Here is an 11,546-nt window from a genome sequence, read left to right as displayed (position 1 = left end):
TAGTGTCGGTAGATTTGGAATATCTACCGACGTTTTGGAACAAGTCCTGCGGGGAGAGGTGCACCCGCTCATCCTCGACGTTGTTGCAGTTCTCGTCGAGTGCGTAAGGGTTTGCCTACCCCGGCCCGAGGCTCGGGGCGCTCGGCAAAAGCCCTGAGTCCTGCAGCGCCTTCACCACCGTGCGATACGCCAGCGGGTCGTAGGCGTCCTCGCCACCCTTGGTCTGGATGTTTCGCAGGATCTCCGCCTGCCGTTGCGCAGACACCGTGCCGTAGCTGGTGAACGTGGTCAGCACGCCCTCGTGGCCCAGATTCTGGCTCCACGCCTTGTACTCCTCCGGTCCCTTGCAGATCCGCTGCCCTAGTAGCGCCAAAGCGTTGCGGACGCTGTGGGGGTTGAAATACGGCAGGCCAGCAGCCGTGAGGGTGCTCTTGAAGATGGCCCGGATGGGATCTGCATTGCTCCAATGTTCGGGTTTCACCCCCGCAGCTTCGAATTGCCCCCAGGGACCCAGTTGCATTGCGGTGGCCGGGAACAGCGGCTGATCTTCGCCCCACAACCGTACGGTCCGCAGGTAGGTGACCCAGTCCTCCAGGACGGCTTGGGCGTTCCCGCCCACCGGGAAGAAGTAGGTCGTGAAGGTCTTGCTGAACTTGGTTTTCACTTCGCGGGCATCCTGAAACACGGCGCCCTTCGCCAAATCGATGTGCTTCAACTTGAAGGACGCGGTGGCGCTGTCGCGCGCACCGGTGAGCATGGTGAATGCGAAAACCGCCCGATCGCGACGCTGCAGCTCGGTGTCCGCCGGCAAGGAATCCAGGGCGTGATGGAGCTGTTCAAAGGTCGGCACCGGGCGCGGCCGCTTCGCCGTGGCAATCCGGGCATCCTTCTCGGACAGGTTGAAGTAGTCGGCATCGGAGTACTTGATCCTGCCGCGGAAGCCCTCTTGGTCCGCAAGCCAGAAGAAGAACCGTTTCAGATGGGCAAGTGTCGCGTTCAGGGTGGCCTTGCTGAGCAGCTTTCCGCTGGCCTGACCCGGCTGTCGCGCCAGATCGCGCTTGAAGCCGACGGCCTGCTCGACCCGGAATGCCTTGAAGTCACGCCACCCGTTATAGACCTCGAAGCGCGCAATCGCCGCCGCCGCGTTGTCGACCGAATCCTCGCTCTGCCGCCCCGCTTCCTTCATATAAGTGAAGTAGCGGCGCTTGATGCGCTCGTTGTCGGCGTTGTACTTAGCCATCGGTAGTGGGCTCCTTCTCGAAGTCACAGTTAAGGGAGGGATACGGGTGCTTGCCTATGTGCCCCTCCACGTCCGTGAAGGCGACAGCCAAATCACCCGCACCTGCCCTCAACTTCGCCAAGCTGACGCGTCGGAACAGGCGGCAACCACACGCGCCGCACATCCCCACCAAGTCACCGCGATCCGCCGTCAAGGCGCGATAGGCCACGGCCTTCCCAGCCGGCGTTCGCGGCACCCGGCACCGCAGGCAGTAGATCTGGCCCGGCGCGCACGGGTGCTTGCTCTTGGTGCGGCGGTCTTTCAGGAAATCGGCGAGGTCGGCGCCATGGACCAGGAGCGGCCGACGATTGTCGATGGTCCGGAGGCCGTTATTGAGCCAATGGCGCACCGTGTTACGGTGCGACCCGAACAGGGTGGCGACCTCGTCGACACTGTAGGTGCGGCTGCGCTTGACCAAGCGGTGGTTGGGGGTCCGCTTCGGCATGGTGCTACTCGTCGTTTCGGACGGAGGCGACTTGCGCCTGGAGCCACGCCTCGACTTCCGCCTCCAACCAGCCGATGGCGCGCGGCCCCAACGGGATGGATTTCGGGAAGGTGCCCTGCGCCATGCGCAGGTAGATGGTGCTGCGCGACAACCCGGTACGGGCCTCGACGGTGCGGCGACGGAGAACGACCGTGTGGGTCGGAACTTGCTGGTTTTTGATGACCATGTTTCGCGCTCCTAAGTGCGCTTGGGAACATGGTCAACTCAGCGTACGTCGAGAAAATTTGTTAGCAACGCTAAGGTTTTCTCGACACTCAACCGCCGCGCGGCTTCTTGGCGGATTCGCGATTCTTTTCTCTCATTTGTCTGTATTTCTGCGCGTCAGGACGTAGGTCCGAAATGATCTGTTCCTGGGCTCGACATTTGGCTGCCAGCAATTGCAAAAGCATTCGGTTTTGACGCAGAAGAACGTGGCAACCTGCAATGTCAGACGGGTATGCGATGGCGTCCGTCCCATCCCGAAGGGACACGTTCTCCTGGATCTGATCTTCATATCGAACGGGAATGTCGACAAATTTCCCCGGCCACTTGGTGCGGCACCAAATGATCAATGCATTGTGGTCGACATCAGTGGTTGCCAGATCCACTCTAGGGAGGCTGCCATCGCCGAGACCGTAGCGGACTCGCTTGCGTACTTTGTCCCTCGTTGCACGCCGATCATGAGCGGGAACGTCGAGATGCTCTACGATGAAATCCACCCCTTGTTCGAACGTCATCCTGTTCATCGCTAGCCGGCTGCCTTGAGATCGTCCAGATGATCGGCCCAAGCCTGCATCATCTCTCGTCGCTTGGGCAGATACTCGGCCATGTTGTACACGCCCTCTGTGCCGCCGACCTTGTGGGACAACTGCGCCTCGACCACCTCGCGCGGCCATCCCAGCTCACGTAGTCGTGTGGACGCCAGATGGCGGAAGCCATGGCCCACCATTTCGTCCTTGAAGCCGATCCGGGCCAAGGCGGCGTTGATGGCACCGTCACTCATATGGCGCTTGTGGTCGCGCGCGCCCGGAAACAGGTAGCGGTCGCGCCCGGTCAGTGAATGCAAGTCCCGCAGAATCGCCACCGCCTGGGTCGCCAGCGGGATGACATGCGGCGCCGTGTCAGGGTGTTCTTTGTCCTTCTTGCGCAGCTTCCTGTTGGCCGGCGGCACCCGGTAGGCCGGGTTGTCGCTATCCAGGTCGAAGTGCGCCCACTCGGCCATGCGGATCTCGCCCGGTCGGCAGAACCACATCGGCGCCAGTTTCAGGGCACAGGCAACGGGAAAGGTGCCGGCGAACCCGTCGATGGCGCGCAGCAGGTCCCCGACACGCTTCGGCTCGGTGATGGTCGGGTATCGCTGCTTCGTCATGTCGCGGCGTGACGGCAGCGCCTCACTCAGGTCGGCCGCAGGGTCGCGCTCTGCCCGGCCTGTAGCCACGGCGTACTTGAACACCCTGCTGAGCTGAAACCGGAGCCGGTGGGCCTGTTCAAGGTGCCCCACCTTGGACAGGCGCTCGATGATCGGCCGGATGTCGGCAACGCCCAGCGATGCCACCGGCTTGCCGCCGATGTAAGGAAAGGCGTGGTTCTCGAGCCTGGCCTGTTCCTTGTCGAAGTTCTTGTCGGTCCAGCCAGGCTTGCGGACTTGCAGCCACTCCCGGGCGACCACCTCGAAACTGTTGGCCGCCTGTTCCCTGCCGACCGCCTTCTCGGCCTTGCGGTGTTCGCCCGGGTCGATACCGGCGGCCAGCTGCTTCCGGGCAGCATCGCGCCGGGCTCGGGCATCGGCCAACCCGACATCCGGATAGGTCCCCAAGCTGAGAGTGTTCCGCTTGCCCGTGACGGGTCGCCGATAGTCGAGCCGCCACCACTTGCCGCCGTCCGGCCGCAGCAGCAGGTACAAGCCGCCGCCATCGGTCACTTTGACCGGTTTTGCGCCGGACTTCGCTTTGCGGATCGCTACATCGCTGAGGGCCATGACGGTAACCCTTCTGACGGTAACAAGATTTGGGATGCTGCCGTTACCGTCAACGTTACCGTCAACTGACGGTAGATTTCAAGGGACGCTGTTGGACGTCACTGGACATCAGACAAAGAAAAACCCCTGATTTCTCAGGGGTTTTTGGACTTCCTCGGCTCCCGCGGGACCACTATGTGGTGGCTATGGGTGGACTCGAACCACCGACCCCAGCATTATGAGTGCTGTGCTCTAACCGGCTGAGCTACATAGCCGCGCGGGGAACTGCGAATTATTCACGTATCGAGCGGGGCCGTCAATCCGCGCTTGGTGCGCTTGCCGCGCGCGCAAGGCCCGTGGCAGAGTCGGATGCAGTGAATTTGCCGGAGTCCGATCGTGATCGATCCGGACGGCTTCCGCCCCAACGTGGGCATCGTGCTGATGCACGAGGATGGACGGGTGTTCTGGGCGCGCCGCGTGCACCGGGACGGCTGGCAATTCCCGCAGGGCGGGATGAACACCGACGAGACCCCGCTGGAAGCCATGTATCGCGAGTTGCGCGAGGAAACCGGGCTGCTCCCGGAACACGTCGACGTGCTCGGCGCCACCCCGGGCTGGCTGCGCTACCGGCTGCCGCCGCGGGCGGTCCGCCGGCACGACCGGCTGGTCTGCATCGGCCAGAAACAGGTCTGGTTCCTGTTGCGCTTCAAGGGCGCCGACGACGACCTGCGCCTGGACCTGACCGACAAACCCGAATTCGACGGCTGGCGCTGGGTCGACTTCTGGTACCCGATGGAACATGTGGTGACCTTCAAGCGCGGCGTGTATGCGCGCGCGCTCGACCACCTGGCCCCGTTCGCGCGCGCGGTGGCCGGGGCGCAGGCGGTGCCGCCACCGGCCGAAGGCCTGCTGCCGCCACCTCGGCCCAGCCTGCGCCGTTTCGGCCGGCGCTGAACGACCCCGCAACCCATTGATTCTATTGAACATGAATGGCGGGCGACCGTTCGTCGGCGTGATGTTGCATCGCAACAAAAGCGAGCGTATGCTGCACCGCACAAACCCGGCAATCCCTGCCGGCACACGCAGGAGACCCGCCATGTACCAGTTCAACGAGCAGTTCACTAAGGCCACCAGCCAGTTCGCCGACGTGGCCGCCAACGCCAACCGGCTCGCCCTGCAGAACGCCGAGAAGGCGTTCGGCCTGCAGCTGGCCACCTTCGAAGAGAACGCCAACGCCGCCTTCGCCTTCTTCGGCGAACTGGTCGACGTGCGCGACTTCGACGGCCTGAAGGCCGTGCTGCCGAAGGGCGCGCAGGTCGCCCGCGCCAGCACCGAGCGCAGCTTCGGCGTCGCCCAGGAAGTGTTCGCCAACACCGTCAAGACCAACGAAGCCATCGGCGCGCTGGCCAAGGGCCAGTTCGAGACCGTCACCGCCCAGGCCAAGGCCGAAGTCGAAAAGGTGACCAAGGCTGCCAAGGCCAAGTAATCCCCTCGCGGCGCGCGGATCCCCTCCCCTCCGCATTCGCCCCGCGAACCTGAAGCCCCGCAGCGCTGGCTGCGGGGTTTTTTTTATGCCCGTGTCGTCCGCAGCAGGCAGGCTTCTGGCACGGCGTTGACCCGACGCCGAGGCGCCGGATGCGTGGCTGCCGCCATGTCGAAGCGCGCATCCGCCATTCGTCGTTTGCCGTGGATGCAAACGAAACCATGCCGTCGGTCACGATTGCGCCGGAAACGGTTTCGGACGCAGAATAGTGCACTGAACAGTTCAATATAATTTCCTGCACGTCGCAGAGGCCCACATGTCCAAGCCCTCCCCCAAGCGCCCGCCCTCCACGCGCAAGCGCATGATCCTGATGCTCATCTCCGCCCTCGTCGTCTTCGGCGGCGTATTCGGCATCAAGGCGATGATCGGCGCGCAGACCAACAAGTTCTTCGACAACATGCCGCAGCCGGCGGTGGCGGTGAGCAGCGCCAATGCGCGTATCCAGGCCTGGAGCGACGATGCCGAGGCAGTGGGCACCTTCGTCGCGGTCAATGGCGCCGACGTCACCACCGAGTCCGGCGGCGTGGTGCGCAGCATCGAGTTCGCGGCCGGCCAGCCGGTGCGCGCCGGCGCGGTGCTGGTGCGGCTGAACGCCGCCAACGAGCTGGCCACCCTGCGTTCGCTGGAAGCCGCGGCCAGGCTGGCCAAGGTTCAGGCGGACCGCTGGCAGAAGCTGGGCAAGGACAAGCTGGTCTCGCTGGACGAGGTGCAATCGCGGGTCACCGGCGCCGCCACCGCGCAGGCGCAGGTCGACGCGCAGCGCGCGCTGATCGAGCAGAAGACCATCCGCGCGCCGTTCTCGGGCGTGCTCGGCATCCGCAAGGTCAACCTCGGCCAGTTCGTCAGCCCCGGCGACGCGATCGTCAGCCTGCAGCAGCTCGACCCGATCTACCTCGACTTCAGCCTGCCCGAACAGCGCATCGGCCAGCTGGTCGAAGGCAGCATGATCCGCGCCACCGTCGATGCGATGCCGGGGGTCGTGTTCGACGGCAAGGTCACCGCGATCGAGCCGCTGGTGGATCCGAATACCCGCAACTTCAAGGCGCAGGCCACCGTGCAGAACCCGGACGGCAAGCTGCGCCCGGGCAGCTTCGCCCACGTCGGCTTCGCCCTCGGCGGCGAACGCCAGGTGGTGGTGATCCCGCAGACCGCGGTCAGCTTCAATCCGTACGGCAACGCGGTGTTCGTGATCAGCAAGGTCAAGCGCAAGGACGGCGAGACCGACATGCAGGGCAAGCCGCTGACCGGCGACAAGCTGATCGTCACCCAGCGCTTCATCAAGACCGGCGCCACCCGCGGCGACCTGATCGCGGTCACCGACGGGTTGAAGCCCGGCGAACAGGTGGTGACCTCCGGCCTGCTCAAGCTGCGCAACGATGCCGAAGTGACGATCAACAACAAGGTGCAACCGAGCGCGGACGCTGCGCCTGCCGCCGCCAACCGCTGATCGCCCCCTGCTTCCCCCAACCCGGCGCCCACGCGGCGGCGGGAGAGGACACCAGATGAAATTCACCGATCTCTTCGTCAACAAGCCGGTGCTGTCCATCGTGGTCAGCCTGTTCATCCTGCTGTTCGGCCTGCGCGCCTACAGCGAGTTGAACGTGCGCCAGTACCCCGAGATGCGCAACGCCGTGATCAACGTCAGCACGGTGTACTTCGGTGCCGACGCGGACCTGATCCAGGGCTTCATCACCACGCCGCTGGAACGCGAGATCGCCAGCGCCGAGGGTATCGAATACCTCAGCTCCAATAGCTCTGCCGGCGTCAGCACCATCCAGGCCTACATCCGCCTGGACCAGGACCCGAACGAGGCGCTCACGCAGATCTCGGCCAAGGTCAACAAGATGCGTGGCCAGCTGCCGGCGGAGTCGGAAGCGCCGGTGATCGACCTGCAGCAGGGCCAGCAGTTCGCCGCGATGTACGTGTCCTTCGCCAGCGACACCCTGGACAACAACCAGATCACCGACTACCTGACCCGCGTCGTGCAACCGAAGCTGGTCACCGTGCCGGGCGTGCAGCGCGCCGACATCCTCGGCGCCGGCACCTTCGCCATGCGCATCTGGCTGAAGCCGGAACGCATGACCGCGCTCAAGGTCACCGCCAGCGACGTGGCCAACGCGCTGCAGTCGAACAACGTGCTGGCGGCGGTCGGTTCGACCAAGGGCCAGATGGTCGCGATCGACATGACCGCGCGCACCGACCTGCGCAACGTCGACGAGTTCCGCCAGCTGATCATCCGCGAGCAGGACGGCGCGATCGTCCGCCTCGGCGATGTCTCCGACGTGGTCCTGGGTTCCGAGAACTACGGCACCTCGGTGCGCATGAACGGCCAGTCCGCCACCTTCATGGGCATCTTCGTCGCGCCCGACGCCAACTCGCTGGACGTGATCCGCGACGTGCGCAAGCTGTGGGACGCGCAGATCGTCCCGCAACTGCCGCAGGGCATCAAGGCGACCATTCCCTACGACAGCACCAAGGCGATCCAGGACGCGATCGACGAGGTGGTGAGCACGATCGTCGAGGCGCTGGCCATCGTCATCGTGGTGATCTTCCTGTTCCTCGGCAGCTTCCGCAGCGTGCTGATCCCGGCGGTGACCATCCCGCTGTCGCTGATCGGCGCGCTGTTCCTGATGCTGCTGATGGGCTTCACCATCAACCTGCTGACGCTGCTGGCGATGGTGCTCGCCATCGGCATCGTGGTCGACGACGCGATCATCGTGCTGGAGAACATCCACCGCCACATCGAGGAAGGGATGTCGCCGTACGACGCGGCGATCAAGGGTGCGCGCGAACTGGCGTGGCCGGTAGTGGCGATGACCACGACACTGATCGCGGTGTACCTGCCGATCGGCTTCCAGGGCGGCCTCACCGGCATCCTGTTCACCGAGTTCGCCTTCACCCTGGCCGGCGCGGTGCTGCTGTCCGGCATCATCGCATTGACGCTGACGCCGATGATGAGCTCCCGGCTGCTCAAGGCGCACGATCCGGAGCACCCCAAGAGCAAACTCGAGAACTGGCTCGACACCCGCTTCGAGAAGCTGCGCCACGCCTACCAGCGCCGGCTGCACGGTGCGCTGGAGACCAAGTCTGTGCTCGCGGTGTTCGGCCTGATCGTGCTGGTCAGCTGCGCCTTCCTGTACATGACCGCGCCGAAGGAGCCGGCGCCGATGGAGGACGAAGGCTTCATCTTCTCGATCGCGCAGGCGGATCCGTACGCGACGCTGGACTACGTCGAGGACTACACCCAGGAGATCACCGAGATCGCCAAGGGCGTGCCAGAGGTCGACGGCTACTTCCTGTTCAACGGCGGCTTCGGCGGCAGCGGTGGCGGCGCCAGCCCGATGGCGATGGCCGGCTTCGTGCTCAAGCCGTGGAGCGAGCGTTCGCGTTCGACCAACGCGGTGCTGCAGCAGGAATTGCAGCCGAAGATCAGCCAGGTCTCCGGCCTGAATGTCTTTGCGATGGTGCCGCCCTCGCTGCCCAGCGCCGGCGGCGACGGTGGCGGCGAGTTCATCATCGGCGGTGTCGGCGAGCTCAGCCAGCTGGCCGAACTCGCCGATGCGATCCTGCAGAAGGCGATGGCGAGCAAGCGCTTCATCTTCCTCGACAAGGACCTGAAGATCGACAAGCCGCGGATCGAGGTCAACATCGACCGCGACAAGGCGGCCTCGCTCGGCATCGACATGCGCACGCTGGCGGCCGACATGGCGGCGATGCTGTCGGGCGGCTACAGCAACCGCTTCGCGATGCAGAACCGCTCCTACCTGGTGATCCCGCAGGTGCAGCGCAGCAGCCGGCTCAACCCGAGCGACCTCGACAACTACTACACGCGCACCCGCGACGGCCAGCTGATCCCGCTGTCCACGGTGATCACGCTCAAGGAAAGCACCCAGCCGCAGTCGCTGAAGCGCTTCCAGCAGTTGAACGCGGTGTCGATCACCTTCGCCCCGCGCCCCGGCGTGAGCAAGGGCGAGGCGCTGGCGATCCTCGACGAAGCGGCGAAGGAAGTCCTGCCGCAGGGCTACACCATCGATTACGCCGGCGAGTCGCGCCAGTTCAAGCAGGAGGGCTCGGCGATGCTGATGACCCTGGCGCTGGCCCTGATCGTGATCTTCCTGGTGCTGTCGGCGCAGTTCGAGAGTTTCCGCGACGCGCTGATCATGCTGCTGACGGTGCCGATGGCGATCTGCGGCGCGCTGCTGGCGCTGAACGTGCTGGCGATCGTGTCCGGCATGCTGCAGTTCGCCGGGATTGAGGCCTTCCCCGGGATGAGCATCAACATCTACACGCAGGTGGGGTTGGTGACGCTGGTCGGCGTGATCTCCAAGCACGGCATCCTGATCGTGGAGTTCGCCAACAAGCTGCAGATCGAGCAAGGCTTGAGCAAGCGCGAGGCGATCGAGGAGGCCACCGGCATCCGCCTGCGTCCGGTGCTGATGACCACCGCCGCGCTGGTGTTCGCGATGATCCCGCTGCTGATCGCCAAGGGGCCGGGCGCCGCCTCGCGCTTCTCGATGGGCACGGTCATCGTCTCCGGCATGACCATCGGCACCATGTTCACCCTGTTCGTGCTGCCGGCGTTCTACCTGTTCCTGGCCCGCGACCACGCGCACGATGCCGACCGCGAGAAGGCAGCGGATGCGGAGCATTTGCCGCCGCCCGAACCGCAACACGGTTGATCGCGATGCATGAGGAAACGCCCGGGAAACCGGGCGTTTTCTTTTGGCGAAGGGAAATGGGGTCAGAGTGAATTTCCCGCCGATCCTCTGCAGCCGATCCTGATCACCGGACGGGAAACTTCACTCTGACCCCATTTCCCCAATTTCCCGGAAACTACCCAGCCAGCATCGGGATGCGCAGGTATCGCGCCATCGCCGCCGGATCGGCATCCGGCGCATGCGGAAACACGCCCCAGCACGGCGCTGGCATGCGCTGGCGCAGCATGGCGATGTTGTCCTCGACGCGTTCCATCGCCGGGTCGACGTGCGATGCGATCCAGCCCGCCAGGTGCGCGCCATCGGCGGCGATCGCACGCGCGCTGAGCAGCGCATGGTTGAGGCAGCCCAGGCGCAGGCCAACGACCAGCAACACCGGCACGCGCAAGGCATGCACCAGGTCGGCCTGCATCAGCTGCGCGGATAGCGGCGCGGCCCAGCCGCCCACGCCCTCGACGATGAGTGCATCGCAGCGATCCGCGAGCCGTGCATGCGCGTCGAGGATCGGCGGCAACGAGATTTCGATGCCTGCATCGCGCGCGGCGAGCTCCGGCGCCAGCGGGTGCTGCAGCGCGTAGGGATTGATGTCGGCATAGGCGATGCCCGGCTCGCCCGCGGCCTGCAACGCCAGCGCGTCGGCGTTCCTCCACTCGCCATCGATGCGTTCGCAGCCGCTGGCGACGGGCTTCATGCCGAGCGAGTGCAGCCCGTACCCGCGCAGCGCATGCAGCAGCGCACAGCTGGCCAGGGTCTTGCCGATGCCGGTGTCGGTGCCGCTGACGTAGAGCGCGAACATCAGCCGGCGTCGCGTTGCGCGGCGAGCGCCTGCACGCGGCGACCGTAGTGGATGCTCATCATCGGCATCAGGATGCCGAGCAGGCCATAGGCCAGTCCCGGCAGGGCGAACATCCAGCCCTGCCTCTCCGGGATCGCCAGCGCCAGCACCACCGACAGCGCCGCACAGCCGATCAGCGCCAGGTGCGCGACGACTTCCGCGCGCGCCGCGAGCTTCTCCGCCGCATCGAGCCGCAGTTGCTCCGCCTTGCGCAGTGCGTGCGCGTTCATCCACGCGATGATCGCCGCCAGCACCGCGAAGCCGACGCCGTAGATCACGAAGATCAGGCGGAACTCGGTCATGCTCTGGACCTTGAACTCGCTGGGCGCCCAACCGCCGGTGAAGAAGCCCATCGCCGCCGACATCACCATCCGCAGCGGATAGACGTAGAACATCGTCGCCGCCACCAGGGACATGCTGAGGACCACGATGGTGCCGTCCTCGAGGCCGAAACTGCGGCTGAAGCGATGGTGTCCGTGCCAGAACAGGGCGAGGATGGCGAAACCGGCCAGGAACGCCGGCAGCCTGCGCAAGGCGTCGTAGAGCTCGGCGAAGGTATCGGGCATCGCGTCGAACGACACCACCAGCAAAGTCACCGCGAACGCGAACGCGGCATCGACGAAGGTCTCCAGCCGCGTCACCTGCTCGCCGCGCTGGCGCACGCCGCCGTCCACCGGTAGTTTCGACAGGTCCATGAACGCCCCCCGAGTGTCCCGCCAGCGATGGTAATCGC

11 protein-coding genes and 1 tRNA gene are annotated in these 11,546 nt (G+C 65.1%); 4 read left to right on the top strand and 8 right to left on the bottom strand.

Annotated elements, in window-relative coordinates; all coding sequences use genetic code 11:
• Positions 1 to 115: 115 nt before the first annotated feature.
• The 6 genes from FHQ07_RS10320 to FHQ07_RS10295 all read right to left on the bottom strand — a co-directional run bounded on the left by FHQ07_RS10320 (position 116) and on the right by FHQ07_RS10295 (position 3,995).
• On the bottom strand, positions 116 to 1,240 hold the full coding sequence (locus FHQ07_RS10320; protein WP_139716725.1) for a site-specific integrase: 1,125 nt from the start codon (positions 1,238 to 1,240) through the stop codon (positions 116 to 118).
• A complete protein-coding gene (locus FHQ07_RS10315) occupies positions 1,233 to 1,724 on the bottom strand; it encodes a helix-turn-helix domain-containing protein (protein ID WP_139716724.1) in 492 nt (163 codons plus the stop codon). Before FHQ07_RS10315 ends, FHQ07_RS10320 begins: the two co-directional genes overlap by 8 nt.
• A 4-nt stretch (positions 1,725 to 1,728) precedes the next feature.
• Positions 1,729 to 1,950 (bottom strand): helix-turn-helix transcriptional regulator, encoded by a 222-nt coding sequence (locus tag FHQ07_RS10310; protein ID WP_139716723.1) that lies wholly within the window; start codon positions 1,948 to 1,950, stop codon positions 1,729 to 1,731.
• Between the two features lie 88 nt (positions 1,951 to 2,038).
• Positions 2,039 to 2,500, bottom strand: a complete 462-nt coding sequence (locus tag FHQ07_RS10305; RefSeq protein WP_139716722.1) for a hypothetical protein — start codon at positions 2,498 to 2,500, stop codon at positions 2,039 to 2,041.
• Positions 2,501 to 2,511: 11 nt separating this feature from the next.
• The gene (locus FHQ07_RS10300; protein WP_139716721.1) at positions 2,512 to 3,741 is read right to left on the bottom strand and encodes a tyrosine-type recombinase/integrase; all 1,230 of its coding nucleotides are present in this window, start codon (positions 3,739 to 3,741) and stop codon (positions 2,512 to 2,514) included.
• Between the two features lie 177 nt (positions 3,742 to 3,918).
• A tRNA-Met gene (locus FHQ07_RS10295) sits at positions 3,919 to 3,995 on the bottom strand.
• A 121-nt stretch (positions 3,996 to 4,116) separates the two neighbouring features.
• Here FHQ07_RS10295 and FHQ07_RS10290 point away from each other — a divergent pair.
• The 4 genes from FHQ07_RS10290 (at position 4,117) to FHQ07_RS10275 (ending at position 9,942) form a co-directional block, all read left to right on the top strand.
• Positions 4,117 to 4,674: an RNA pyrophosphohydrolase gene (locus FHQ07_RS10290; RefSeq protein ID WP_139716720.1), complete on the top strand. Its 558-nt coding sequence runs from the start codon at positions 4,117 to 4,119 to the stop codon at positions 4,672 to 4,674.
• 142 nt (positions 4,675 to 4,816) lie between these two features.
• A complete protein-coding gene (locus FHQ07_RS10285; RefSeq protein WP_139716719.1) occupies positions 4,817 to 5,206 on the top strand; it encodes a phasin family protein in 390 nt (129 codons plus the stop codon).
• A gap of 313 nt (positions 5,207 to 5,519) precedes the next feature.
• Complete coding sequence (locus tag FHQ07_RS10280; RefSeq protein ID WP_139716718.1) at positions 5,520 to 6,710, top strand: efflux RND transporter periplasmic adaptor subunit; 1,191 nt, start codon at positions 5,520 to 5,522, stop codon at positions 6,708 to 6,710.
• A gap of 55 nt (positions 6,711 to 6,765) precedes the next feature.
• The gene (locus tag FHQ07_RS10275) at positions 6,766 to 9,942 is read left to right on the top strand and encodes an efflux RND transporter permease subunit (protein WP_139716717.1); all 3,177 of its coding nucleotides are present in this window, start codon (positions 6,766 to 6,768) and stop codon (positions 9,940 to 9,942) included.
• A 154-nt stretch (positions 9,943 to 10,096) separates the two neighbouring features.
• On the opposite strand, the gene bioD is transcribed toward FHQ07_RS10275, so the two are convergent.
• Positions 10,097 to 10,774 (bottom strand): dethiobiotin synthase, encoded by a 678-nt coding sequence (gene bioD / locus FHQ07_RS10270; RefSeq protein ID WP_139716716.1) that lies wholly within the window; start codon positions 10,772 to 10,774, stop codon positions 10,097 to 10,099.
• Positions 10,774 to 11,508, bottom strand: coding sequence for a TMEM175 family protein (locus tag FHQ07_RS10265; RefSeq protein WP_139716715.1), 735 nt, complete (start codon positions 11,506 to 11,508; stop codon positions 10,774 to 10,776). Before FHQ07_RS10265 ends, bioD begins: the two co-directional genes overlap by 1 nt.
• Between the last annotated feature and the right edge of the window lie 38 nt (positions 11,509 to 11,546).

Source organism: Thermomonas aquatica (assembly GCF_006337105.1).
Classification (GTDB): domain Bacteria; phylum Pseudomonadota; class Gammaproteobacteria; order Xanthomonadales; family Xanthomonadaceae; genus Thermomonas; species Thermomonas aquatica.
This window is presented reverse-complemented; position numbering and strand designations above follow the sequence as displayed.